Below are 26,791 nucleotides of genomic sequence, written 5' to 3'. Positions count from 1 at the left end.
ATTATTTTTTTATTGTGAAATAAAATGTGCTGCCTGCCCCCTCTGTAGAATCAGCCCATATTGCTCCGCCAAGCAAATCAATAATTTTTTTACAATAGGCCAGGCCAATACCTGAACCTTCATAGTCACTTTTGTTATGTAAACGTTGAAACAGCGAAAATATTTTATCGCTATAAGAAGGGTTAAAGCCTATGCCATTATCCGATATTTTAAATTGCCATAGATCACCTTTATTTTCAACAGAAATATAAATAACAGGAGGCGTATTACGCTTTTTGAACTTAATGGCATTCTGAATAATATTTTGAAAGACAATCCGCAATTGCGTGGGTTTAGAATACAACACAGGCAATGCATTTATATGGATCTGTGCCTGCGTGTCCTCAATAATATAAGCAAGGTCTTTTATGATCTCCTGCAGTAAAGCGGAACAATCTACCGTTTCATTTTCTATCTCGCGGCTTAGCAGCGAATATTCTAATAAGCCTGTAATAAGGTTCCGCATTCTGTTTGCAGAATCGCTTATGTAATTCAAATATGTTTTTCCTGTCTCATCCAATACATCATTATAGTCAGCAGATAATAATTCTACAAAGCTGGAAAGGCTTCGTAACGGTTCCTGCAAATCATGTGAAGTAATATGTGCAAACTGTTCCAGTTCTTTGTTTTTAATTTCAAGATCCCGGCTGTGTTGTTTAATCGTGTCTTCTGCTTTTTTTCTATGAGTAATGTCGGTATAAGTTCCAAGCACGCCAATGATTTCTCCTTTGAAATTTAACAAGGGAGACTTATTTGTTTCGAGCCAGGTTTCTGTACCGTCGGCGTTTAATTGAGGTTCTATAATATCGAGTTCAGCCTGTCCGCTTTCAATAACACGCTTGTCAATAAAGCGAAAAAAATCAGCCTCTTCTTTTTTCCAGGCTAAATCATAATCCGTTTTGCCAAAAATCCGTTCACCCGATTTAATACCGGCATCCTGGGCAAATTTATTGTTGCATCCCAAATAATTCAGATTGGTATCTTTCCAGAAAATACGGGTAGGAATTGTATCCAACACATTCTGAAACATTTTTTTAATCTCTAATACATCTTCTTCGAGTTTGTTGTCAATGGCTTCCCGGATGAAAAAACAATTTATGTCTTCGCTTACAGTAACATGGTCACCCTGATAAGCTGTTACTATTGTTGAAATGCAGGTGCCATCATTCTTTTTTAACGGAAGCTGCTGGGCGTATTTTTCTTTTTTATACTGAAGATAACCACCTAATATGGTGCTGAATTCTTCCTTGGAATCTACTTCAAAAAGACTATGAAGCGGTTGCCCGATAATATTTTCCATCGTAGATTCAGAAAGGCTGCACAACTTTGTACTGCAATCCAGAATGATATTGCTAAGTGCATCTGTTAATACATAGGCTTCGCTGGATAATTCAAGAATTTTAAAAGCTGTACTGGTTTTGTCTAAAAAAAGCTGTTGTTTGTTCATACTCATTTTTAAAAAAAGAAAAACTAAAAGTGATATTAAGATAAAACAAATAGTTGGATACAATATATAATCTTAAGATAATATATTAACAGACAATAAAAAAAAGGCATCTGTTCATTCCTGAACAAGATGCCTTTTGCCATGAGAAATTCCTGCGGTAGAATTCGCAGGGGAAGATTATGCTTCTTCCTCTTCGAGCTCTTTCGCTTCCATGGCTGCGGGAACTCCGCTTAACTGTACTTTCTGACGAATTTTTAATTCAATTTCATCCTGCATTTCAGGATTGTCAAGGAACACTGTACGTACAGCATCTCTTCCCTGACCTAATTTTGTGCCTTCATAAGAGAACCATGAACCGGCTTTGTTGATGATACCTAATTCAACACCAAGATCAATGATCTCACCTATTTTAGAAATTCCTTCGCCATACATGATATCAAACTCAATCACTTTAAACGGAGGCGCCATTTTATTTTTTACTACTTTAACCTTTGTACGGTTACCTGTAATATTGTCAGCACTTTCTTTAATCTGCCCGATACGGCGGATATCTAAACGTACGGATGCATAAAATTTCAACGCGTTACCACCTGTAGTAGTTTCAGGGTTACCGAACATTACACCAATTTTTTCTCGTAGCTGGTTGATGAATATACAGCAACAGCCTGTTTTGTTAATCGCTCCGGTTAATTTACGTAAGGCTTGTGACATTAAACGTGCCTGTAAACCCATTTTACTGTCACCCATTTCACCTTCGATCTCTGCTTTTGGTACTAAGGCTGCAACAGAGTCAATCACAATAATGTCAATCGCTCCGGAACGGATCAAATGTTCCGCAATTTCTAATGCCTGCTCACCATTATCCGGCTGAGAGATCAATAAGTTTGTTGTATCAATACCAAGTTTTTCTGCGTACGTTTTATCAAAGGCGTGCTCCGCATCTATAAAGGCTGCAATACCACCGGCTTTTTGTGCTTCTGCAATGCAATGCATAGAAAGTGTGGTTTTACCGGAAGATTCCGGTCCATAGATCTCTACAATTCTTCCTTTAGGTAATCCCCCGATCCCTAAAGCAATGTCAAGTCCTAGCGAACCTGTTGAAATGACAGGAACGTCCATTACAACTTCATCGCTTAATTTCATTACAGTACCTTTACCATAGGTTTTTTCTAACTTATCAATGGTAAGCTGTAAAGCTTTTAACTTTTCATTTTGTGGATTTGGTGTACTAGTGCTTTTACTCATGGCAATTGTTGTTAAAAGTTGTTTTTGAAAGATTTACTTGGTATTACAGCGAAATATTCTACTCTTTCGCCAAACCCTTAAATAAAACCGGTTACTTAACCAGCGATACAAACCTATAAAATACTAAAATAATTAGCAAATAAAATGCTAATTATTTTAGTATTTTATTATTATCTCACTAATATACAAACTTTTATCTGTCAGTATCAGGAAGAATTATCAACAATTTGGCATGCTTTTGAAGGGATAATGTAAGAGTTTGACATTAATTTCCTTCAAATCATATTTATATGAATATTGGTATGTGTTTTGTATATTATATTATATCGTAAAATAAATGACAAAAACTATGAAACGCTTGCTGACATGTTTATTCGTATTGGTTTTGGCAACTTCGTTTACATTACAAACACAGGCGCCTCAATCTCCATTTGCTGCTTATGGTCCTAAAGAATCGTTAGTGTATCGCTTACATTACGGATTCGTTACGGCTGGGGAAGCACGTATAGAAGTAGATCCAACCTTGTATATGATCAATAATAAAGTTTGCTACAAAACATCCGTTATTGGTGCTACTTCAGGGTCTGTTGATATTGCCATGCGCGTGCGTGACCAGTGGACCAGCTACATAGATACTGCAACTAAAATCCCGCAGCGGAGCATGCGTAATATTGCAGAGAATAACTATCGTTTGAAAGAAATGGTGATGTATGATTATGCAAACAAAAAGGCTAATGTAATTACAGAAAGTGGTAAGGAACTTGAAAAATCTACTGCGGAATATGCAATTACAAATAACCTGCAGGACATTGTAAGTGGTGCATATTACCTGAGAACACTGGATTATTCTAAAATGGCTCCGGGAACGCCAATCACTATGAAGGCTTTCTTTGAAGACAAGTTATATGATTTTACCCTGAAATATGTGGGTAAAGAAAAATTACACACAAAACACGGATATATTAATGTTATTAAAATTCAGCCTGTAATGCCGGATAATGAATTGTTTGATGGCGGTAATTCAATCAGATTGTGGCTTTCAGATGATGATAATAAAATACCTGTAAAGATTGAAGCGGATATGTTTGTAGGTAAAGTTGAAGTTGAACTAAAAAGCTTTGCAGGATTGAAGCATCCGATCGTATTTACTAAAAAATAAGCACGCCGTGCATTATATTTGCATTACCAGTAAATTAAGGAATTGTTAAAACTAACGTATTCGCTTAATTTGCTGGTAATCTTCATTTAAATATATCTAACTTTGAATAACATGAAATACATAAAGAGCGTTTTCATTTCTTTGCTTGCTTTTACCTTATTGTTATCTGCTGTTACGGCAAAACCAATAAGTATTAAAGGGAAGTTCACAAAGACGGAGACTGGTTACTCTACCATTTATTTGTATAAATATTTAGGAAATGCTGTATATGTATTCGATTCAACGAAATATGTTAACGGTGCATTCGAATTTAAATTCAATGATGTAATTCCAACAGGTTTTTATAAAATTGGTTTTGATAAAGCGGATGCAATAACGCTCGTTGCAGGGTATGAAAGCATTGTTATTACAGGTAATCCCGATATTGAGCGCAGCATGACTATTACAGGCTCAAAAGAAAACGACCTGTTTCATGAATATCAAAAAATAAATAAGACACAGAATGCTCAAAATGCAATTCTGAATCAACAGGCACAACAATTACAGCAAAGACCTGGCATGACGGAAGAGTTATTTAATATCGAAATTGCCGGATTAAGAAAAAAAAGTGATTCGTTGAATACCGCCTATTCCGCACAGATGACTAAGCTTGCAGCAGAACATTCAGGTTTATTTATGACAAAGGTGATAAGTATGTTTTTGTTTGATAACAAAACAGCTGAAACCTTCTTTACCCCCGCAGAATTTACAGATAAAGAATATGCAGCCGGCGATATGCTTCCATCAAAGGTTCAGGCATACTTTCAATATTATGTTACTCAGGATCTGTATTCATGGAAAGCTGCAGCAGAAAAATTGATTAATACTTGTCCTGCAGGTTCAGATAACAGACAGGTATTTTATGCAAGTGTTATTCCCTTGTTTACGCAAAATGACCTGGATTATGCTAAGGGCTTAACAAATACATTTCTGAAAGAATATCCCAAATCAGCAGAAGCAAAACAGTTAAAAGCAAGCATGCCCAAAGGTGCATTATCCATTGGAGAAGAGGTTCCTGATATTACCCTTACAGATATAAACGGAAAAAGACTTTCACTGAGTTCCTTAAAAGGTAAAGTGGTTTTAATTGATTTCTGGGCTTCGTGGTGTGGACCGTGCAGAGGGGAAAACCCGAACGTTGTGAATGCATACAATAAATACAAAGAAAAAGGCTTTACTGTATTCAGTGTATCGCTGGATACCAACAAAGATCAGTGGCAAGCCGCAATTAATAAAGACGGATTAGCCTGGCCAAATCACGTTTCAGATTTAAAAGGATGGAGTTCTGATCCTGCAAAATTATACAATGTTAAAGGTATACCGGCAACATTTCTTATTGATCAACAAGGTAAATTAATTGCAATGAATCTTCGTGGAGAAGACTTGCAAGCGAAACTGGCAGAACTATTAAATAAACCTTAATTAATAAAATGAAAGCGAACAGTCGAATTTTGATCGTAGATGATGAACAGGATATAATTGAATTACTTGAATATAACCTGACAAAAGAGGGGTATGACGTTCGCACCGCTAATAATGGTTTAAAAGCAATAGAAGAAGCTAAAGACTTCCTGCCGCAGCTTATTTTAATGGACATCATGATGCCCAAAATGGATGGGGTAGAGTCTTGCCGTAAAATCAGAGAAATTCCAAAACTGAAAGAATCATATATAATTTTCCTTACGGCACGCTCAGAAGAGTTTTCAGAGATCGCAGCATTTGAAGCCGGTGCCGACGATTTTATTACAAAACCGATCAAACCAAGAGCACTTATCAGCCGCGTTTCTGCATTTTTCCGCAGAGGTACTAAAAACACCAATGAAAAGGAAAGTGTTGTGATTAAAGATCTGGTGATCGACCGTTCAAGCTATACAGTCATGAAAGGGCCGGATAAAATCATCCTTCCTAAGAAAGAATTTGAATTGCTGTATTTTTTGGCAAACCGTCCAAATACTGTTTTCAACCGCGATGAATTGCTGAAGAATATTTGGGGAACAGATGTGTATGTCGTACCAAGAACAGTTGATGTACACATTCGTAAAGTACGAGAGAAAATTGGTGAAGACTATATAACAACTATTAAGGGAATTGGTTATAAATTTGCAATTGATGAATAATTGCCTTTAATAAATGACCCATCCCCGTAATGTAGCCATCTTTTTAGGCGTATTCGTAACTGGTATTACAGCACTTTTACTGTATAGCTACTCGGTAATTCCCGCCTTAGCTGGTTGGCAGTGGATGCTGTTTTTTTTATTTATTTCCATTTCTATATCTACGTATGTATTGCTCAATACAACGCTATATAAAGAACTGGATAACATTTCAGACATGCTTCGCCCGTTTAAAAAGAAAGAAGGAAATCCCGAACGCAATAAATACATCAACACAACAGACCCGATTGTAAAAATCCGGAAAGAATTGTCGGATTTTGCTGTACAGAAACAGCGCGAAATAGAAGAACTGAAGAAGCTGGAAACCTTCAGAAGAGAATTTCTGGCAGATGTATCGCATGAATTAAAAACACCGTTGTTTGCTGCTCAGGGCTTTGTACACACCTTGATGGAAGGGGCCATGGATGATCTCAACGTGCGCGAACGGTTTCTTAATAAGGCTGCTTACAGCCTCGATGGCTTAAATGTACTGGTTGAAGATTTAATTACAATTTCCCAACTGGAAATTGGAGAGATTAAAATGCATTTCCAGAATTTTGATATCCGTAAACTGACCGAAGATATTTTCGAGCAGTTGGAAGATACCGCTGAAAAAAAAGGTACGCGGTTAAAATTTAATAAATATTCGCCTAAATCCTGCTACATCCACGCAGATAAATTACGCATCGGGCAGGTTGTTACTAATTTGATTGTCAATGCAATAAAATATGGAAAAGATAACGGAACGGTTGTTTTTTCCTATACCATTGAAAACGAATCGGTCTTAATTTCTGTCAAAGATGATGGTCCCGGCATAGAAGAGCCACATTTAAATCGTATTTTTGAACGATTCTACCGGGTAGAAAAGAGCCGGTCTAAGGATAAGGGCGGTTCCGGCTTGGGCTTATCGATTGTAAAACACATACTTGAAGCACATGATTCCAGAATCCATGTAACAAGTAAAGTAAATGAAGGGACTGAATTCCAGTTCCGGTTAAAGAAAGGAAAAGTAATAAATGAAAAAGGTTGATATTAAGGATTTAATCATTTTTGAAAATGATGACTATTTTTTTATCAATAAACCTCCTTTTATTTCTTCTCTGGATGAACGTACCGGCGGCGCTCCAAGCATTATACGGATGGCTAAGGAATACTGGCCTGACGCGCAGCTTTGCCACCGGATAGATAAGGAAACCTCCGGTGTACTGGCAGTGGCTAAAAACCCTGCCGCCTACAGGCATTTATCTATGGCATTTGAATCCAGAAATGTAACCAAGGAATACCATGCAGTAGTAAATGGAACACATGATCTGGATGGGGTAGATGTCTACCTGCCGATTTTGGTGTTGCCTACCGGAACAGTCAAAATTGATAAATCAAAGGGGAAATTAGCAGAAACCATTTTCTTCACGATTCAGGCCTATAAAAAAGCAACACTCGTGCGTTGTTTACCAATTACAGGCCGTATGCACCAGATCCGGATACACCTCGCTACACTTGGTGCATCGATTGTCGGGGATGAAACCTATGGCGGGAAGCCTCTCTTTCTTTCAGAAATTAAAAGAAAAAAATTTAATTTGAAAAAAGATTCAGAGGAGCGTCCATTAATTCAGCGGTTTGCGTTACACGCTAATTCTCTGATATTTACAGATATGAATGAGCAGATTTTAGACATAAAAGCACCGTATCCCAAGGATTTTGATGTGCTTGTAAAAAAATTAGAAGAGTATTCTTCATGATTTTTTTGAACTAGGTTTGCATTTAAATTTCTAAACAGGTATCTTTGTATCCCTTTTTGAATTGAAGGGCGAATTATTTATTGATTAAAGAAAATGGATAGCATTAGCTACAAAACAACATTTGCAAACAAGGCTACAGTTCAGAAGGACTGGGTTATTGTTGATGCAGCAGGTAAAACACTAGGTCGTTTTGCCAGCCAGGTTGCAATGATTTTAAGAGGAAAGCATAAGCCTTCTTATACTCCACACGTAGATTGCGGTGACAATGTCATCATTATCAACGCTGAGAAAATTCGTTTAACTGGAAATAAAATGAATGATAAGGTTTATACTTCTCATACAGGTCACCCAGGTGGACAGCGTTTTCAGACACCAAAAGAAACATTAGCAAAGTATCCGGAGAAAGTTCTTGAAAGAGCGATCAAAGGTATGTTGCCAAAAAATCGTATTGGTAGAGAATTATTCAGACACGTTCACGTGTTCGAAGGAACTCAACACCCGCACGAAGCACAACAACCAAAAGTTATTCAACTGTAATTATTGTTTAGATGGAAGTATTAAACGCCATTGGAAGAAGAAAGACGTCAGTAGCACGCGTTTACCTGCAATCAGGTAAAGGTTCTATTGTAGTAAACGGTCTTGATTTCAAAACATATTTTAAAACGGAACCACTTCAGATCTCTGTTGAGAGCCCTCTTAACCTGGTAGCTGAAGCCGGTAAATATGATATTAATGTAAACGTACAAGGCGGTGGTGTTACTGGCCAGGCAGAAGCGATCCGTTTGGGTATTGCTCGTGCGCTTGTATTAGTTAACAGTGAATTTAAATCTCCTTTGAGAAAAGAAGGTTTAATGACTAGAGATTCTCGTATGGTAGAACGTAAGAAATACGGTAAGAGAAAAGCTCGTAAAAGATTCCAATTCAGTAAACGTTAATATTTCTCTCTATTTTATAATACGATGGCTAAGAAAATCGAATATAAAGACTTATTGGATGCAGGCGTTCACTTTGGTCACCTTACACGTAAGTGGAACCCAAAGATGGCACCATATATCTTCATGGAGAAGAATGGCATTCATTTGATCGACTTAAATAAAACATTAGTTTGTTTAGACGAAGCTAATGCAGCTCTTAAGACAATTGTTCGTTCAGGACGTAAAGTTTTGTTCGTTGCAACTAAAAAACAAGCTCAGGAAGTTGTTACAGCTGAAGCTAAAAGACTTAAAATGCCTTACGCAACAGAGCGTTGGTTAGGCGGTATGCTAACAAACTTCGCAACAGTTCGTAAATCATTGAAGAAAATGTCTTCAATGGAGAAAATGATGAAGGATGAAGCATTCAGTTCTTTAAACAAAAAAGAAAGACTTGTATTAAGCCGTGAAAAAGAAAAACTTGAAAAAGTTTTAGGCGGTATCGCTGACTTAACACGTCTTCCTGCAGCTATCTTTGTTGTAGATGTTAAAAAAGAACACATTGCAATCGCTGAAGCTAAGAAATTAGGTATCCCTGTATTTGCTATCGTAGATACAAACTCTGATCCTACAATCGTAGACTTCCCGATCCCTGCTAATGATGATGCATTCAAATCGATCTCTATCTTAACGCAAGCAATCGGTCAAGGAATTGAAGATGCATTGTCTGAAAGAAAAAGAGAAAAAGATGACGCTAAATTAAAAGAAGACGAAGAATCTAAAAAAGCTTCTGATAAAGCTGAGATTCAATAATTAGTTTTCTAAATCATAGTTAAAATTGAACATTGGTCTCCAATGTTCAATTTTTTTTGAAAATAAAATCAATTCAAACAACAAACACATTTAATCATGTCAACAATTACTGCGGCTGAAGTTAATAAGCTAAGAACAATGACTGGTGCTGGTATGATGGATTGCAAAAAAGCTCTTACTGAATCTGGTGGAGACTTTGAAGCAGCTATCGATATTCTTCGTAAAAAAGGACAAAAAGTATCTGCAGCACGTGCAGAAAATACAACTTCTGAAGGTATTGTTTCAATCACTGTTTCTGCAGATGGTAAAAACGGTAAATTAGTAGCGCTGGCTTGCGAAACTGAACCGGTTTCTAAAGTAGCTGATTTCAAAAATCTTTCTGAAGCAATTATGGCTGTTGCAGTTGCCAAAAAACCTGCTACAACGGAAGAACTTTCTGCTTTACCATTAGCAGACGGACGTACAGTACAAGAACACATCATCGACCTTACAGGTAAAATTGGTGAAAAAGTTACTATTACTTCTTACGTTTCTATGGATGGCGAACAGGTTGTTCCTTATATCCACTCAAATGGTAAATTAGGTGTAATGGTTGCATTGAAAAACACGGGCGGAAAAGATTGTTCTGAAGCTGGCAGAGATGTAGCTATGCAAGCTGCAGCTATGAAACCTGTTGCTCTTGACAAAGACGACGTGGATCCTAAAACTGTTGAACGTGAAATCGAAATCGGTAAAGAACAAGCTAGAGCAGAAGGTAAGCCAGAAGCTATGCTTGAGAAAATCGCTTTAGGTAAATTGAACAAGTTCTACAAAGACGCAACGCTTTTAAACCAAGAGTTCGTTAAAGACAATTCAAAATCTATTTCTCAAATGTTAGATGGTTTCCACAAAGGATTAACTGTTTCTGCATTCGTTCGTATTTCTTTAAGCTAATTACTGGCTTCATGTTGTTTATTTACTGAACAACTAACACCATATAATTGAAAAAAGGTATCGGGATTTCCTGATACCTTTTTTGTGTCTATTATACATAGCCTTCTGCTTCTCAGGCCGTGAGAGAGATACATAAAAAAAGATCCTGTCAGTAACACTGACAGGATCTTTTTTTTACCGCTATACCAAACATTATTCGAATGCAATTTCAGTATTTGGTAATAATGATTTAATTCGTTGTTGCTCTTTTACAGAGATTTCATTTCCAACCAATATTAATTTCTTTAGATTTTTAAGATTGGTAATTTCTGCAGGTAAGGTAGTAAGCATGTTTAACGCTAAGTCTAAATCCTGAAGATTTTTAAGCAAACCAATATTCGGAGGTAATGATTTTAACGCATTTTGTCTTAATGTAAGCGTCTTAAGGTGGGATAGAGATCCGATTTCAACCGGAAGTGTAGTTAATTGGTTTTTATTCAGGTTTAATTCCTGTAACTCAGTCATTTTACCAATTACCGGAGGTAATAATGTTAAACGGTTACTGCCTAAATCAAGTGAAATCAATTTATCTAAGTATGTCCATTTTTGAGAAAGTGTCACAAGCTTGTTATTGAACATGTTTAATTTAACTAGGTAATGCAGGTTCTCAACGCCATCCGGAATATCCGTTAAAATTTTAGAGCTGAAATCCGCGCAGTAAACAATTTCCGGTTCAATAAATGCAGACTCCATATTAAAGCATTCGCCTGTGCACAATTCGTTTATTTTTTCAGAAGCTTCATCCTTACCGTATACCATAGAATAAATCAAATCGGAGCAAAGTTCAGAACTAACAAATCCCATTTTTTTGCCTAACAGTTCTTTGGAGTAGGCTCTATAGTAATATGCATCACCAAATTTAGGATTCATACTAATTGCATTGGTAAAGTCACCAATGGCTTTAATATAGTCTTTTTGATTTAAGCTAGATAAACCAGTTTCATAATAATTTTTAGCATCCGGTTGGTTAAAAGATGAACCAAAAATCAATACGGCTAGTACAGAAGAATATGTAAATAATTTTTTCATGGCGGTTTCGGTTGTTAGCTTTAAAAGAAATAATTAAAGTCACAGTGGTTATTTTAACGAAAAATAATCGGCCTTGGTTGTCCTTTTTTTGATTAAAATTCGTTTAAAAAAGAGGTTTTTATAACATTCAAATTATGAACTCATTAGTGATTCGATAGCTTCAATCTCAAGCGGAATATGTTCCATTAAATCGATATTCCCATTTGTAACTAACAGAATATCATTCTCTAAACGAATTCCTATACCTTCTTCCGGAATGTAAATTCCGGGTTCAAGCGTTATCACCATACCTTCTTTTAATGGTTCATTTTTTACATGCACATCATGCACATCCAAACCTAAGTGATGACCAATTCCGTGCATGAAGTATTTTTTATATGCGAGGCTTCCATCTGGTGCATCAACCTCTTTTTTAGAAAGCAGATGTAAACGCAGTAATTCTTCGGTAACAAACTTACCTGTTTGGGTATTAAGTTCTTGTAACGTAACACCTGGCTTAATACATTTTTTGATTTGCTTGAACACGGTTAAAACAGAAGTATACACTTCTTTTTGTCTTGCCGTAAATTTTCCGCTTACGGGAACAGTACGTGTTAAATCCGAGGCATAGTTTCCGTATTCAGCGCCAAAATCCATCAGGATCAAGTCGCCTTCCTTACATACCTGATCGTTTTGGATGTAATGCAATACACATGCATTTGCACCGGCTGCAATAATGGGCTGATAGGCGTGTCCTCTTGAACCTTGTTTTATAAACTCATGAATGATATCGGCTTCTATTTCGTATTCTTTTATTCCGGGTTTAATGGATTTTAATATGCGCTCAAACGCATCTTTAGTTATGTTACATGCTTTTTGAATGGTATCAATCTCTGATTTTGATTTGATACTTCTCAATGCGTTGCTGAGCGGGGCCAAACGCTTGTATTCGTGCAGGGGATAACGTGTTTTGCATGTTTGTACAAACCGGTCATTCCTTGTATCTATAAGCTTTTCAGCGCGGCCATGTTCATTTTGATTGCAATAAATCGTTGTGGCATCATACACCAGCTGCTTTAATATTGCATCAAATTCATGAAACCAGAATATGGTTTCTATGCCCGATAATTTCTTTGCTTCTTCTTTTGAAAACTTCGCTCCTTCCCAGATCGCCAGATGTTCATTGGTTTCAAGAATGAACAATACTTCTTTATATCGCTTATCAGATGCATCCGGAAAGACTAATAGAATCGTGTCTTCCTGATCAATACCGGAAAAATAAAAAAGATCGTTGTTTTGTCTGAATGGCATCGTGCCATCTGCATTGGTCGGATAAATATCGTTTGAATGAAAAATTGCTAACGCGTTCGGGACTAACTTTTCTGCTAATTTGCTCCTATTTTGAATAAAAAAGCTATTATCGATGGGCGTGTATCTCATTTTGATTAAATTTATACTTGAAGTAATTAATAATTGAACATTTATGCAAACTATTATTCGCGCGGTAAGTGCAGTACTGTTTTTTTCTGTTGTTGTTTTACAAACGAATGCTCAAATTCAAAAATATTGGATTTCATTCAAAGATAAAGAGACTGTTGGATATAATTATAAAAACAATTTAAGCCCTCAAACAATTTTAAACAGAACGGCTTATTCAATTCCATTACATCAATACACAGATATTCCTGTTTCAAAAATATTTATTGATTCAATTGCAAAGCTGGATGTTTTAATCATTGCAAAATCAAAATGGCTGAATGCGGTAACTGCAAACTTAACACGGGAACAGGCCGAACAAATAAAACAGATTTCTTTTGTTGCTTCTGTTGAGCCGGTGAATATTTATTTGGTCGGATCTTCTACAAATGAGCTGGAAATTGCTCCTGAACTGATGCATGCTGCCATGAAACAAATGAAATCAAAAGCGTTTAATGAAAAAGGCATTGATGGTAAGGGGATCCGTGTAGGTGTTATCGATGCAGGTTTTTACAAATTACATGAAGATCCGGCAACAAGTTATTTAGTGCAGGATAAAAAAATATTGGGACAGCGTGATTTTATTGATAAATCAAGAACAGACTTAATTGTAAATGCAGCAACATCTGCCGACGACCACGGCAGGCAAGTTGTTCGGATGATTGCAGGTTATGATACCTCTATTAAAGCACAATACGGCATGGCTGTTAATGCATCTTTTTATCTGGCAAGAACTGAAAACGGCGAAAGAGAGTACAGGGGCGAAGAAGATATGTGGATCATGGCAATGGAGTGGATGGACAGCTTAGGCGTTCGATTAATAAGCACTTCGTTGGGTTATGCTACTAAAATGGATGATCCGAATGACAATTATAAGCAGTCTGAAATGGATGGAAAGACAGCACGTATCACAAAAGCAGCGCAGATTGCATTTTATCAAAAGGGAATTTTCTTAGCTGTTTCGGCCGGCAATGAAGGCGACACGCAATGGAGAATTATTTCGGCACCAGCTGATGCTGAAGGAGCCTTAGCTGTAGGTGCTACAAAAGCTTCCACCTGGGACCGCATTTCTTACAGCAGTATCGGCCCGGAACCATTGCCGTATCTGAAACCGAACGTGTCCTGTTATTCTCCAAACGGTACATCATTCTCTTGTCCGGCTGTAGCAGGATTTGTTGCTTGTATGATGAACAATGATTCAACCTTAACCAACGTTCAGTTAAAAGAAATTATTCAGCGTTCAGCGCATCTGTATCCATACGGAAATAATTTTATAGGTTATGGCATTCCGCAGGCTGATCGTGCATTGGTATTAAGCAAGGATCAAAATACGGATTTTGGGAAAGCCGTTCTGATTCATAATTCGAAAAAGGTTTTTAAACATACATTCGACAAATCCATAAAAGTTGAACTGGTGCTGTTCCATAAAAAAAATGAAACGATTGTAATTGATCAGCAAGTAATAATGGTAAAGAAAGGAAAGCTCAAGATAAAGCGACCTAAAAATGCTGAACGTACAACAATTGTTGCAGACGAGTTTTTAACGCTTGAAATAATTTGGGAATAAAATTACTACAGGTACGCTGGTACCTTGAATATATCGGATGACTAAAGAATTTAATGTTTATCAATATCCCAACGGGATAACGTTGCTGCATAAACAGGTTTTATCAACCCGTATTGCTCATTGTGGTTATATTTTTGATGTGGGCAGCCGGGATGAAGATTTGAAAACGCAAGGGTTGGCACATTTTTGGGAGCATATGGCTTTCAAAGGAACTGACAAACGTAAAACATTTCAGATACTAAGCAGCCTGGAGCAGGTGGGAGGCGATTTAAATGCATATACAACCAAAGAAAAAATATGGTTTCATGCATCACTGCCTTTTACGTATCTGGAGCGTGCAGCAGACGTGCTGACGGATATTTCTTTCAATTCAATTTTTCCCGAAAAAGAAATTGAAAAAGAAAAAAAAGTTGTGCTTGAAGAAATGCATATGTATGCAGATAACCCGGAAGACGCTATTCAGGATGAATTTGAAACATTAATATTTCCGGAACATTCATTAGGGTATAATATTTTAGGTACCGAAAAGACACTGCAATCATTCACGCAGCAGAATTTAAAATCATTTCTTAAAAAGAATATTGATACAAGCAGAGTTGCATTTGTGGTGCTTTCGCCGCAATCTTTTACAGAGGTAAAATACATTACAGATAAATACATCCCTCATGTGAAAGCGCAGCATTCAGCCAAGGTACGCGAAAAAAACAGAGGTTTTAAACCAGCTACCCTCATCAAAAAGATTGATGCTTCTCAAACACATTGTGTAATCGGCAGTCTTGGGCTGAATATAAAAGAAGAGCGGAGATTGGGTTTGTTCTTATTGTCAAACCTGCTGGCAGGCCCGGGTATGACATCTACGCTGAACATGGCTATGCGAGAGAAGAAAGGCTATGTATATACCATAGAATCAAACTTTACTTCTTATATCGATACGGGTGTGTATAGTTTTTATTTTGCTACGGAATCAAAACAATTTGAAAAAGCACTGGATGTTTTTCATAAAGAAATAGCAAAAGTAAGGGAAAAGAAATTAAGTACAGTTCAGCTGCATCGCTTAAAAGAACAGATTAAAGGCCAGTTGATAATGGCTGAAGAGAATAACAGTAACTTTATGCAAATGATGGGCAAGAGCTATCTGGATTTTGGTAAGATAGATTCGTTTGATCATATCATAAAAAAGATAGACGGCATATCGGCAGAAGTTATTAACGACTTGGCCAACCAGTTGATGAATCCTGCGCGCATGAGTAAGTTGATTTATGAACCAGAAGCATAATGATTGATATTACAAATCCGTTAATAGAAGAATACATACGTGCACACAGCACGATAGAATCTGATTTATTAAAAAAAGTAAATCGTGAAACGTATGCGGAGGTGCTGATGCCGCGCATGCTTTCCGGCCATTATCAGGGAAGAGTATTGTCTATGCTGGCTCATATGATCCGGCCGAAACGCATTCTTGAGATTGGTACATTTACTGGTTACTCCGCCTTATGTTTGTCTGAAGGATTACCGGCAGGCGCTGAATTGATTACGATTGATATTAACGAAGAGCTGGAAGATCGTGTACGCGCGTACTTCATGGAATCAGAAAAAGCAAAGGCAATAACCTATCTGATTGGCGATGCCATGAAAGTAACAGAATCGCTTGAAGGGTTATTCGATCTGGTATTCATAGATGCAGACAAACATAATTACCTGAATTATTATCATTTGGTTTTTGATAAGGTACCTGCTGGAGGTTTTATTATGGTTGACAATACCTTATGGAATGGAAAGGTTGCTATTCCTGAAGTAGTGGCTAAAGATAAAGATACCCGAAATCTTCATTCCTTTAATGCGTTTATTGCTCAGGACGCACGTATAGAAAAAATCATTCTGCCGGTAAGAGATGGTATAACGATAATCCGAAAAAAATAATAATTCATGTTACGTTTTATAATAGTAGCTTTTAGTATTTGTTGTGCCGTTTTTACATGTAGTGCACAAACATTCACAAAGCCGTCAGTGCCTGATGTAATTGAGTTTGCAGGAATGAAACTGCAGTTAACCGCTGTTGCTAAAAGAAAAATAGAAGCAGACGTTACCATGATTTTTGCAAGCGGTAAATACCTGCAGCAAAAAATAGACCGCGCTAATTTATATTTCCCCATCATTGAACGTATGTTTCATGAGGAAGGCATGCCTGAAGAGTTTAAATATTTAGCCTTGCAGGAATCCAGCTTAGTGTCAGATGCGGTGTCCAGTTCTAATGCTGTCGGGTTTTGGCAATTTAAAAAAGAAACAGCCATTGAAGTAGGTGTGCAGGTAAATAGCCTGGTTGACGAGCGTAAGCACATTTCATATGCTTCCAGAGGCGCAGCGAAATATTTAAAGAAAAATAATTTATTACTGGATAACTGGGTATATGCATTATTATCTTATAATGTTGGTCCGGGCGGTGTAAAGTCGCATGTGAAGCAGAAGTATGTTGGTGAGAAAAACATGACCATTGATGATGACATGCATTGGTATGTGATTCGTTTTTTAGCGTATAAAATTGCCTATGAAGATTTAGTAGGGCAGGCAAATCATCCCGATCTTTCTTTAATTGAATCCAACGGTATTAAAGATAAAACGTTAACCGAAATTGCAAGGCAGGCCAATGTAGAACTGGATTTGTTGAAGGAATACAACAAATGGTGCACACAGGCACGTGTTCCGGGAGATAAAGAATATATTGTTATCATTCCATCTGCACACGGCACCAAACCTAACATAGAAGTGTCTGCACCTGTAGCAGATGAGCCGGTAGTAAGTACAGGTTCGACTCCGAAGACCGTTGTAATGCCAAAGACGTTTCCGGATATTAAAACGTACACGGATTCTATGAACATCCCGATCTTTGTGGCTATTAATAAAGTGAAGGCAATTAAAGCCGTAAAGGGTGATGATATAAATTCTCTGATTATAAAGTCTGGATTAACAAAAAGTGCTTTTTTATATTTCAATGAAATGAAAGGGTTTGAAACTGTTCAGCCGGGTAGTTTTTATTATTTACAATTGAAACGAAAAAAAGCATTGGTTGCTTATCACACGGTTTTAAAAGGAGAAACAATAAATTCCATTGCTCAAAAATATGCTGTAACAACAAACTCTATACGTAAGCATAACCGGCTTAGTAAAAAGGAAGCGGTTAAAGAAAACAGAGTGTTGTGGTTGAGAGATACACGTCCGGAGACAACACCGATTGAATATAAAACACCGCTGCCGGTATATGTTGAGCCTGTTCAAAAGAAACCTGTTGAAAAGGAAACTGTAAAACCTGTTGTTAAAGAAACTCCGGTAATAACGCTTCCTGCTGCTGCTGCTGAAGCAAAAATAAAACGCGATACGGTTTTTCATGTGGTGCAAAGCGGTGAGACTGTATTTGGTTTGTCCCGGAAATATGAGATTGATTCAGACAGTATCCGCGAATGGAACCACCTGAATGGCTACGCAATTCAATTAAACCAGAAATTAATTGTTGGTTTCAAATCAAAAGAGCGTCGGGAAATTACACATGTTGTACAAACCGGTGAAACAGCTTATAAAATTTCAAAGCAATATAATGTTGGTACTGAGGATATTAAAAAATGGAATGGCTTGCCAGATTATAACCTTAAACCGGGTCAGCAATTAAAATTGTATATTCCCTAATCTATCCGGATCAGCATACGTATGATAATGGGTCCGGCGACTTTCCTGTATTTGGTGTATGTTAAATAAGATTAGTCGCGTTATAAAAGCGATAACCCGCAGAGGGGATACGAAAACCTTTAAAATTGAAAGCAGTAAGTATAAGATGCTCTTGAACGAGGCATCGGATGCAATCTATTGGGTAAATCATAAAGGCCTTATTACATACGCAAATCCAAGTGCACAAATACTTTTTGGTTATGAAGAAGTAGAGCTGAAAGATAAATCAATCAGTGATCTGATTGTTTCTAAAACAGATCTCTTCAGTACGTTTTCAAGTAACATTATAGAAGAAAAAGGAGTTGTTATACAGCAGGAATTTGTGCGTAAAGACAACTCAACTTTTTATGGCGAAATGAGTGTGCGGTTATTCGATGATGGTTCGCACCAGGCAATTATACGCGACATTACGAAGGGGGTTATTGAGCAGCGCCTGTTGCTTGACCGTGAAAGAAAATTCAAAATATTAGTTGAAAATGCATTTGATATTATCATTGTATTAAGCTCAGACTTCAAAATAAAATTTATAAGCCCGGCCATAAAAAAGATGCTGGGGTATGAGATTGATTCGGTGCTGGGAGAAAATTCCAATAAGTTTATTGAATTCAGAGATCGTGTAATGATTAAAGAAGTACTCAAAAACCACGGAATTACCTACGCGATAAATGATCTGAAGCTTATTCATAAAAATGGACAAATCATACATTGTGAAGTAAACGCGGTAAATTTTTTAAATGATCCCCTGATCAATGGCATCATTGTTAACTGTCATGATATCAGCAAGCGTATTCAGACAGAAAATGAATTAATTAATACAAACTATGAATTGGATAGTTTTGTATATAAGGTTTCCCATGATTTAAAGGCTCCTTTGCGGTCCATGTTGGGTTTAATTAATTTATCCCAAAAGGAAAATACAGAAGATACGGTAAAATTGTACTTGGATATGATGGTCAGAAGTATTCATAATATGGATATTTTTATAAAGGATCTTACACAATTTTCCAGAAATAGCCGGATGGAGGTTATAAAAGAATCTATTGACTTTAAGGAATTAATTACCAAAATTGAAAACAACTTGAAATATGACGACAATGCCCGCTTTATTTCATTTGAAAGAAATATCAGCCAGCAAAGTTTATTTTATTCTGATCCGAATAGAGTAGAAACTATTGTGAGTAATTTATTGTCAAATGCCTACAAGTATCATAGGTTTGATAGTAATAATCCTTATATTAACGTTAAAATTGAGGTTTCTGAAACGGCGGCTTGTATTGTAATTAAAGACAACGGTTCAGGAATTGCAGATGAATATCATAATAAAATTTTTCAGATGTTTTTCAGGGCATCTGAGAAATCACAAGGGTCGGGCTTAGGCTTATATATAGTTAAAAGTGCGATTGATAAACTTGAAGGTACAATAACATTACATTCAATACCTGATAAAGAATCAACATTTACAGTTGAAATACCAAATTTGTTAACACGTTAAATAATGGCTGCAGAATCTACGTACAAGAAATTAGTAATGCTTGTTGATGATAATGAAACAGATAATTTCATTCATAGAAGAGTATTAGAAATGGGGAATTTCTCCAAAAATATTATTGTGAAAAATTCCGGCAAAAGCGCCTTAGAATATTTGGAAGCAAATCAATCAAATTCTGAATTAATTCCGGAGGTTATTTTTTTAGATATTAATATGCCGATTGTTGATGGTTTTGTATTCTTATTTGAATTTGAAAGTTTTCCTGAATCAATAAAAGAACGATGTAAAATCATTGTCTTGTCGAGCTCTGATAATAAAAAAGATATTGACCGCATCGTTGATAATGATTATGTCGTTCATTTCATTACAAAACCCTTATCAGAAGATTCAATTGCTGAATTAAAGAAGATGGTTTAAACAGATTGCTGCTTAACAGACATAAAAAAAGCTGCTCAATTATTGAGCAGCTTTTTTTATGTTTTAACCGGGTAGATATTATTGTTTTGCTTTCGCAAGGCCGCTGTCGGATAAATATTTGCCGTAAATGATTTTAAACTCGTCTACTTCAGGCTGCAATGCGATAGCTTCTTCGTAGTATTCCATTGCATTTAATGTAAGTTTGTTCTCTGCGCAGAATGAAGCTAACACCATTTTATTTAATGCCGTAGGTTCAGTCAACTCTGTTTTTAACGCTGAAAATTGATTATGCAGATCGGTTGCTTTCTTTTCATCCGAAACATACTGAAGATTATATTTATCAGAATGTACAGAAGGTGCTTCTTTAACTTTTACAATCCAAACAATGTTTTTTTCTGTTTTCAGGTTTAGCTTCGCTAAATCAACAACAAGTTGAGTATCGCTTGTTTCCTGCGTCATAAGTTCTTCATCAAACATGTTGTAGAACGTAACTACATACATTTTTGCAGGTTCTTTAGCAACTTTAACCGGGTTCCATTTAAGAATCGCAAGTTCATCTAACACAACGGCCTGGCTTGGAGCAACAGGTTTGATTTTGTCTGTAGCTCTTTCAACCGATCCTGTTACAGCCATGTGTTTGTAACGGTTTGCCGCTAAATCTTCGTTGTTTGCAGTCATCTGGCCTGCAACATACGTTACATATTTTGAACTAACACTTGCATTCTGCGTGTTCACCTGTGCTACCAATTGAGTTACCTCATAGGTACCTGGTGTTTTAAGTTCGATGGTTTTACCGCTTTTATGCGACAACCCAAGGTATCCGCCCGTAGGGATAACCACTTTATCAGATGCATATAACTTCTTCCCAACGATCAAATCCTGGGTTGAACCTGTTGATGCAACGATAGCTTTGTTTCCACCTTTTGTAATCAGTACTTTAAAAATTTCATCTTGTGCGAAAGATGAAATTGTACTCGCAAAAAGTAAAAATATGAGAGATAGAGTTTTCATAATTATTCTCCGGTTTTATTTTGATTAAGTAAAGATACATTTTTTTCTTTTGTTCTCATATAAAGGGGCTTAAGTATTCCCCAATATATTTCTATCAGGTTACCAGACAATAATAATGCCACGGATGCAAGTGCAATATCAAATGTGTAACTATAGAAATGGAATATGAGAACCATAAAGGCTGAAAGCAAAATTACGCCTATAAGCGATAAAATCATCGAAATACCATCCCACCATTCTGCTGTGTTCAAATACAACCAATTGAATCCCCAGATCATAATAAATATCAGTATTAAGGATAGAGACCAGTTGAGCCAGTCAGGCATATCATTAATATATTTCTCTTTCAGAATCATGGAGACAATATTCGCATGGACAACAACTCCATACATATCGGGTGCTGTCCGGCCTACATATTGGCTATTCAACGGGGTGCAAAATTTATCCTGCCAGTTGTTCTGACCAATTTCTGCACCCATAAAACCCATAATTACAATTTTTCCTTTAATTGTTTCAGGTGTAAATTGTGAATCCAAAACTTCGTACCAATCCAGTGCGGTAAAAACAGTTTTTGAATTTGAGGTACTTCCTTCATCATGAACATTAATATTGCCTTCGTAGTTTATGGCTTCAACATCATGATTTCTTGCTAAATACCTCTTTAATTTCTCAGGAGCATAAATACTTACCAGTTTAGACGGAAAGGATAAAACCGTATCTCCATTTTTAATTTCTTTCGGAATACAGTCACGGGCTGTATTCAGGCTATGTTTTCCTTCTGCAATCATATCTGCAAAACCCGGTTCGGCATACTGCATAAACATGTTATTGGAGTATTTAATGCTGTCTATCGTTCCGGTTGCATGATTTTCGATCAGTTCAGAAACTAAAACCAGATTTTTTGTACGTGAGAAAGCCTGTGCCAGTGCAGAGTCCAGGTCCGGATCTTTAGGATGTCTGAAAAATGCATCTATTCCAATTGCTTTAGGTTCAAAGCCATTTAACGTATTAACGAGTGCTGCTACTCCGCCACGATCCAGATTACCAATATTTACCAACACAATATTGTCTTCAACATCTTCATTTTCTTTAAACTGGGAAAAATACATGTCTGTAAGTTCAAAATCTTTGAACGCATCCGAAATCGGACTGAAAACATCCAGACTATGAACAGGAGTATACGTAAAAATAAGTGTAATGCTGCCCATAAAACCCAGAATCCAGGCCATTACTAAAAAAGTCTCCTTGAAAAGCTTTTTAAAAGTCATAAAAACAAAACTGTTGAATGATAAAGATACAATTTTAGCCGAATTCTACATATTTGTTAGCTTTAAAATTAAACCGGAGAATTTTATATTTTAATTCACAGCTTTGAATTGTAACATAAATTCACTTCAATTCCTTAAATTTGGAGGCAAACAAATATTATTCAATGGATCAAATTCATAATTACACAGAAGAAGAAAATAAGATCTGGGCAACTGCCTATAGTAGAATCTTAAATTTTTTAGGTGATGTTGCAGACGAAAGCGTAATGATCGGAATTCGGACCATAGGATTACCCGGCGATCGTGTGCCGAATGTGGAGGAAATAAATGAACACCTTGCAAAGCACACGGATTGGAGAATTGTGCCATTGGAAGATATGGTTGACGATACGCAATTCATAAGCATGCTGGCAGACAAGTTATATCCTTGCAGAACATGGGTCCGCAGTATTGATCAGGTCGATAAAATGGAAGATGAATATGATATTTTTCATGATGTATTTGGTCACACCTCTTTGCTGTATATTCCAACCTATTGCCTGTATTTGGAACAATTAGGGGAATTAGCCTTAACATACATTAACGATCCGAAGGCAATTTTATATTTGAAACGTGTGTACTGGCATACCATTCAGTATGGTTTGATTGAAGCCAATAAATCATTGCGTATCTATGGTGCACATATGATCACCTCACGTAATGAGGCTTCTTATGCGTTGAATGCAGGTGTTCCGAAATACGATCATAATGTTTCAATCATTATGGATACACCCTATGTTAAAAATCATTTCCAGGAAAAATATTTTGTTATAAGTTCTTACGAACAGCTGCTGGCTTCAATGGATACCATTAAATCGGAATTGGCGAATCGTTTGAAATAATATGACAGAAGATAAAAAGTTTTATAGAACGGTTAAGTTTTCGCAAACAACCATTACTGAATTAATGATTCCATCGTATGCAAACTTTGGAGGCAAAATTCACGGTGGTATTTTGTTGTCGCTTATGGATAAGGCTGCGTATGCTTGTGCTTCCAAACACTCATCCGGCTATTGTGTAACCGTATCCGTTGATACGGTTGATTTCCTTCAGCCGATAGAAGTAGGGGAGCTGGTTGCTTTGATCGCGTCCGTGCATTATGTAGGGAACAGTTCTATGGTAATAGGCATCAAAGTTATTGCTGAAAATGTACATACCTCAACGGTACGCCATACCAACACTTCTTACTTTACCATGGTATCTAAAGATCAAACCGATCAGATAAAAAAAGTGCCTGGTTTAATTCTTGAATCAAAAGAAGAGGTTAAAAATTTTCTGGATGCGATGAAGCGCAAAGAAATAAAAGAATTCTATAAAAAAGAATTAAAAAAATTAGGCGATGAACCGCATTCTGAAGAACATGATATGGATCTTTTAAAACACGAGCGTTGCCAGATTGTACATTAAATTTTATGTTTGAAAAAATAAATTCATTACCGTATTATCTTAAAAACGCCGATGTGCAACCACGCACACGTATGTATATTGTTTGCTTATTGTTTGGTTTTGCCGGCGGGCACCGTTTTATGATGGGATATAAAACCTGGATCTTACAATTTATTACACTTGGAGGTTTAGGCATCTGGTCGTTATATGATCTGGTGAAAATTGCGTTAAACGAAATGTCTATGGCTGACGGAAAGCCTTTATCATAAGCTAATTGAGATAAATAATGCATTTTTCAAAGAAATAAATACATATTAGGCATACATTTTGATATTCTACTTGCGTTATTGTTCGAATAGAATTAACCGGATTTTACGAACAGTATAAGAGCGCATATTTGAATTGACATGGAACAGATAAACGAAAAGAATTTTAATTTTTATAATCGGATTGGCCTGGATACTTTTCAGGCACTTGCGAAAGACGGAGGTTTCAGTACGTTTGTTGATTTGGAAATTGCATATCGATATATACAGCCAACAGAAAATATTGCAGAGATAGGTGCTGGTTACGGCCGCTGCATTGACTTTTTATTAGCTAAAAAGCATCAGGGTAAAATAATTGCAGTAGAACAGAGTCCGAAGTTATGCGAACATCTGCGGGCCGTTTATTCATCTACTATTAAAATAGTTGAAGGCGATATTTATAAAGTGTCTTTTGATCATCAAATTGATGCTGCATTATGGATGTGGTCCGGAATGATTGATTTTTCGGTAGAAGAACAAGCGGCAGTGATTAAACATATACATGAACTGCTAACCCAGAAGGGTAAATTATTTATTGATATTCCACGTATAGGAATTAAAACAATTGCAGATCATATCGATCAGCAACGCATTAAGTTAACAACCGATTTTGGTGAGATTGAATGTTACATTCCGCTCAGTTCAGAGGTTAAAGAGTATGCAGATGCTGCCGGTTTTACGCGCGTGGATGAAATTAATTATGAGACTGCTACAGATAAAAAGCGTACCATGTATATTCTGATGAAATAAACTTCCTCCTAACTTGTTTAAAATATTCTATATTTTCTTTATTTCTTATCAGAAAAAGTGTATTTTGTACAATCGCTATTAAAAAAATACACTATGAAAACAATCTTACAAAAAATCAGCTTATTCGTTCTTGCTGCTGTTGCCGCGCTATCTGTGCATGCGCAGACTGTTGAAGTATCGGTTACAATATTTAATGTTAAAAACATAATTGAAAATAACGGACAATTCGACGCATCATCTTATCAGGATCTTATACAGGGCTTTTTCCCATTAGATGTTACTATTAAAAACACGGGTTCGAGTACATTAACCCTTACAAAGGTTGCAGGTAAATACATTAACCTTTCCGGTACTGGTGCGAGTGATTTTACGATAGATGAATCCACATTAACGGGCACAATCGCAGCAGGATCTTCGGAATCGTTTAAGGTCGCTATTTCACCTTCGGCAACAAATGGCGCCGGTAAACTTGTAACCTTAAATTTAACCAGTAATGATCCGTCAGATAATACCTATTCAGGTAGTATAAAATATACATTTACAAATAAAACTACTGCAGTTACAAAAGCTTCAGAAATTGGTTTGAGCTTATATCCAAATCCTTCTAACGACGGTAAGATGCATGTATCTGCTGAAAATGTTGAAGTAGAAAGAATTGTTGTAAGCAGCGTTTCAGGCCAGACAGAAGAGTTTGCTTCAAAGGAATTCACAACTTCTTTAAAAGGATTGTTACTTGTGCGTTTGTACACAAACAAAGGTGTTGTATCTGAAAAAATTATCATCCAGGAATAAATACAACGGGTTATTAAAAACCTGCTCGTATATATAATAAAGAAGCCCATGAGTTAACTCATGGGCTTCTTTATTATATATACGTTTTGTATGTGTTACGCTTGTTGCGGTAAACCATCCAGTACATTCATTACTTCTTTAACGTGTTTTCTTGAAGTTTCCATCAATGCTTTTTCTTCGGCATTCAATTTCAATTCAATTACTTTTTCAATACCGTTTTTACCGATTACTGCAGGAACACCTAAATAACAGTCGTCTATGCCGTATTCACCTTCAAGCTTGATACAAACCGGGATGATTTTTTTCTGATCTTTTACGATCGCTTCAACCATCTGGGCTGCCGCTGCACCCGGTGCATACCATGCAGAAGTACCCATTAATTTTACTAATTCACCACCACCATTTTTAGTGCGTTCGATGATTGCGTTTAATTTATCTGCTTCTACCAATTCAGTTACCGGAATACCACCAACCGTTGTGTAACGGGGAAGCGGAACCATTGTATCACCATGGCCACCTAATAACATACCCTGAATCTCTTTTGGAGAACAGCCGATTTCGTCTGCAAGGAATGCACGGTAACGGGCTGTGTCAAGAACACCCGCCATGCCGATAACTTTATTTCTTGGTAATTTTGATGTGATGTGCGCGCAATACGTCATTACGTCTAACGGGTTTGATACCACAATAATGATCGCATTCGGAGAATACTTAACAACGCTTTCAGTTACAGCTCTAACAATACCAGCGTTTGTAGAGATCAAATCATCACGTGTCATACCTGGCTTACGTGGTAAACCTGAAGTGATCACGACTACATCTGAATTAGCTGTTTTAGAATAATCATTTGTTACACCTGTTGTTTTAGTGTCGTACTGTGTGATTGGAGCTTTCTGCCAGATATCCAAAGCTTTGCCTTCTGCTACACCTTCTTTAATATCAAGTAGAATTACTTCATTTACAATTTCTCTGTATGCTAATACGTCTGCGCAAGTAGCACCAACATTACCAGCACCAACTACTGTTACTTTCATGATTTATATTAT

27 protein-coding genes are annotated in these 26,791 nt (G+C 36.7%); 20 read left to right on the top strand and 7 right to left on the bottom strand.

Annotated elements, in window-relative coordinates:
• Position 1 precedes the first annotated feature (1 nt).
• Positions 2-1,486 carry a sensor histidine kinase gene (locus tag CHU_RS19000; RefSeq protein WP_049755583.1) on the bottom strand — a complete coding sequence of 495 codons (1,485 nt, stop codon included), beginning with the start codon at positions 1,484-1,486 and terminating at the stop codon, positions 2-4.
• 177 nt (positions 1,487-1,663) lie between these two features.
• The gene (gene recA / locus CHU_RS14805) at positions 1,664-2,731 is read right to left on the bottom strand and encodes a recombinase RecA (RefSeq protein WP_011586396.1); all 1,068 of its coding nucleotides are present in this window, start codon (positions 2,729-2,731) and stop codon (positions 1,664-1,666) included.
• Between the two features lie 349 nt (positions 2,732-3,080).
• Between recA and CHU_RS14800 the strand changes: the two genes are divergently transcribed.
• The 9 genes from CHU_RS14800 (at position 3,081) to tsf (ending at position 10,478) form a co-directional block, all read left to right on the top strand.
• The gene (locus tag CHU_RS14800; RefSeq protein WP_041932788.1) at positions 3,081-3,890 is read left to right on the top strand and encodes a DUF3108 domain-containing protein; all 810 of its coding nucleotides are present in this window, start codon (positions 3,081-3,083) and stop codon (positions 3,888-3,890) included.
• Between the two features lie 111 nt (positions 3,891-4,001).
• Positions 4,002-5,351: a TlpA disulfide reductase family protein gene (locus tag CHU_RS14795; RefSeq protein ID WP_049755582.1), complete on the top strand. Its 1,350-nt coding sequence runs from the start codon at positions 4,002-4,004 to the stop codon at positions 5,349-5,351.
• An 8-nt stretch (positions 5,352-5,359) separates the two neighbouring features.
• Positions 5,360-6,046: a response regulator transcription factor gene (locus tag CHU_RS14790; RefSeq protein WP_011586393.1), complete on the top strand. Its 687-nt coding sequence runs from the start codon at positions 5,360-5,362 to the stop codon at positions 6,044-6,046.
• Between the two features lie 13 nt (positions 6,047-6,059).
• Entirely contained in the window at positions 6,060-7,112 is a 1,053-nt protein-coding gene (locus CHU_RS14785) for a sensor histidine kinase (RefSeq protein ID WP_011586392.1), read from the top strand.
• Positions 7,099-7,821 (top strand): RluA family pseudouridine synthase, encoded by a 723-nt coding sequence (locus CHU_RS14780; RefSeq protein ID WP_011586391.1) that lies wholly within the window; start codon positions 7,099-7,101, stop codon positions 7,819-7,821. Before CHU_RS14785 ends, CHU_RS14780 begins: the two co-directional genes overlap by 14 nt.
• A 93-nt stretch (positions 7,822-7,914) precedes the next feature.
• The gene (rplM, locus tag CHU_RS14775; RefSeq protein ID WP_011586390.1) at positions 7,915-8,358 is read left to right on the top strand and encodes a 50S ribosomal protein L13; all 444 of its coding nucleotides are present in this window, start codon (positions 7,915-7,917) and stop codon (positions 8,356-8,358) included.
• An 11-nt stretch (positions 8,359-8,369) separates the two neighbouring features.
• On the top strand, positions 8,370-8,756 hold the full coding sequence (gene rpsI / locus CHU_RS14770; protein WP_011586389.1) for a 30S ribosomal protein S9: 387 nt from the start codon (positions 8,370-8,372) through the stop codon (positions 8,754-8,756).
• A 24-nt stretch (positions 8,757-8,780) separates the two neighbouring features.
• Entirely contained in the window at positions 8,781-9,545 is a 765-nt protein-coding gene (rpsB, locus tag CHU_RS14765; RefSeq protein ID WP_011586388.1) for a 30S ribosomal protein S2, read from the top strand.
• Positions 9,546-9,641: 96 nt separating this feature from the next.
• Positions 9,642-10,478, top strand: a complete 837-nt coding sequence (gene tsf / locus CHU_RS14760; RefSeq protein WP_011586387.1) for a translation elongation factor Ts — start codon at positions 9,642-9,644, stop codon at positions 10,476-10,478.
• A 192-nt stretch (positions 10,479-10,670) separates the two neighbouring features.
• Here tsf and CHU_RS18995 read toward each other — a convergent pair whose 3' ends face one another.
• On the bottom strand, positions 10,671-11,546 hold the full coding sequence (locus CHU_RS18995; protein ID WP_011586386.1) for a leucine-rich repeat domain-containing protein: 876 nt from the start codon (positions 11,544-11,546) through the stop codon (positions 10,671-10,673).
• A gap of 132 nt (positions 11,547-11,678) precedes the next feature.
• Positions 11,679-12,965: an aminopeptidase P family protein gene (locus tag CHU_RS14750; protein WP_011586385.1), complete on the bottom strand. Its 1,287-nt coding sequence runs from the start codon at positions 12,963-12,965 to the stop codon at positions 11,679-11,681.
• A 43-nt stretch (positions 12,966-13,008) separates the two neighbouring features.
• On the opposite strand from CHU_RS14750, the gene CHU_RS14745 reads away from it, so the two are divergent.
• The 6 genes from CHU_RS14745 to CHU_RS14720 all read left to right on the top strand — a co-directional run bounded on the left by CHU_RS14745 (position 13,009) and on the right by CHU_RS14720 (position 20,194).
• Positions 13,009-14,568 carry a S8 family peptidase gene (locus CHU_RS14745; protein WP_011586384.1) on the top strand — a complete coding sequence of 520 codons (1,560 nt, stop codon included), beginning with the start codon at positions 13,009-13,011 and terminating at the stop codon, positions 14,566-14,568.
• A 37-nt stretch (positions 14,569-14,605) separates the two neighbouring features.
• Positions 14,606-15,844: a M16 family metallopeptidase gene (locus tag CHU_RS14740; RefSeq protein WP_011586383.1), complete on the top strand. Its 1,239-nt coding sequence runs from the start codon at positions 14,606-14,608 to the stop codon at positions 15,842-15,844.
• The gene (locus CHU_RS14735; RefSeq protein WP_011586382.1) at positions 15,844-16,491 is read left to right on the top strand and encodes an O-methyltransferase; all 648 of its coding nucleotides are present in this window, start codon (positions 15,844-15,846) and stop codon (positions 16,489-16,491) included. The genes CHU_RS14740 and CHU_RS14735 overlap by 1 nt, the downstream gene beginning before the upstream one ends.
• 87 nt (positions 16,492-16,578) lie before the next feature.
• Complete coding sequence (locus tag CHU_RS14730; protein WP_238379295.1) at positions 16,579-18,249, top strand: LysM peptidoglycan-binding domain-containing protein; 1,671 nt, start codon at positions 16,579-16,581, stop codon at positions 18,247-18,249.
• A gap of 145 nt (positions 18,250-18,394) precedes the next feature.
• A complete protein-coding gene (locus tag CHU_RS14725; RefSeq protein ID WP_011586380.1) occupies positions 18,395-19,780 on the top strand; it encodes a PAS domain-containing sensor histidine kinase in 1,386 nt (461 codons plus the stop codon).
• A 3-nt stretch (positions 19,781-19,783) separates the two neighbouring features.
• Positions 19,784-20,194, top strand: coding sequence for a response regulator (locus CHU_RS14720; RefSeq protein WP_011586379.1), 411 nt, complete (start codon positions 19,784-19,786; stop codon positions 20,192-20,194).
• A 78-nt stretch (positions 20,195-20,272) separates the two neighbouring features.
• On the opposite strand, the gene CHU_RS14715 is transcribed toward CHU_RS14720, so the two are convergent.
• Both CHU_RS14715 and CHU_RS14710 read right to left on the bottom strand, forming a co-directional pair.
• Positions 20,273-21,205: a hypothetical protein gene (locus tag CHU_RS14715; RefSeq protein WP_011586378.1), complete on the bottom strand. Its 933-nt coding sequence runs from the start codon at positions 21,203-21,205 to the stop codon at positions 20,273-20,275.
• Positions 21,206-21,207: 2 nt separating this feature from the next.
• Positions 21,208-22,473: a CHASE2 domain-containing protein gene (locus CHU_RS14710; protein ID WP_238379294.1), complete on the bottom strand. Its 1,266-nt coding sequence runs from the start codon at positions 22,471-22,473 to the stop codon at positions 21,208-21,210.
• Positions 22,474-22,637: 164 nt separating this feature from the next.
• Here CHU_RS14710 and CHU_RS14705 point away from each other — a divergent pair, with 164 nt between their 5' ends.
• The 5 genes from CHU_RS14705 to CHU_RS14685 all read left to right on the top strand — a co-directional run bounded on the left by CHU_RS14705 (position 22,638) and on the right by CHU_RS14685 (position 25,745).
• The gene (locus CHU_RS14705) at positions 22,638-23,354 is read left to right on the top strand and encodes a phenylalanine 4-monooxygenase (RefSeq protein ID WP_041932432.1); all 717 of its coding nucleotides are present in this window, start codon (positions 22,638-22,640) and stop codon (positions 23,352-23,354) included.
• A gap of 1 nt (position 23,355) precedes the next feature.
• On the top strand, positions 23,356-23,919 hold the full coding sequence (locus CHU_RS14700; protein WP_011586375.1) for an acyl-CoA thioesterase: 564 nt from the start codon (positions 23,356-23,358) through the stop codon (positions 23,917-23,919).
• Between the two features lie 5 nt (positions 23,920-23,924).
• Entirely contained in the window at positions 23,925-24,167 is a 243-nt protein-coding gene (locus CHU_RS18990; RefSeq protein WP_049755581.1) for a TM2 domain-containing protein, read from the top strand.
• 138 nt (positions 24,168-24,305) lie between these two features.
• Positions 24,306-24,953, top strand: a complete 648-nt coding sequence (locus tag CHU_RS14690; protein WP_011586373.1) for a class I SAM-dependent methyltransferase — start codon at positions 24,306-24,308, stop codon at positions 24,951-24,953.
• 93 nt (positions 24,954-25,046) lie between these two features.
• Complete coding sequence (locus CHU_RS14685; protein ID WP_049755580.1) at positions 25,047-25,745, top strand: T9SS type A sorting domain-containing protein; 699 nt, start codon at positions 25,047-25,049, stop codon at positions 25,743-25,745.
• 95 nt (positions 25,746-25,840) lie between these two features.
• Here the strand turns inward: CHU_RS14685 and mdh are convergent, their stop codons facing one another.
• Positions 25,841-26,779 (bottom strand): malate dehydrogenase, encoded by a 939-nt coding sequence (gene mdh / locus CHU_RS14680; RefSeq protein ID WP_011586371.1) that lies wholly within the window; start codon positions 26,777-26,779, stop codon positions 25,841-25,843.
• Between the last annotated feature and the right edge of the window lie 12 nt (positions 26,780-26,791).

This window comes from Cytophaga hutchinsonii ATCC 33406 (genome assembly GCF_000014145.1).
Lineage (GTDB): Bacteria > Bacteroidota > Bacteroidia > Cytophagales > Cytophagaceae > Cytophaga > Cytophaga hutchinsonii.
Note: the sequence above shows the minus strand (reverse complement) of the source record. Positions and strands in the feature narration are given on the sequence as shown.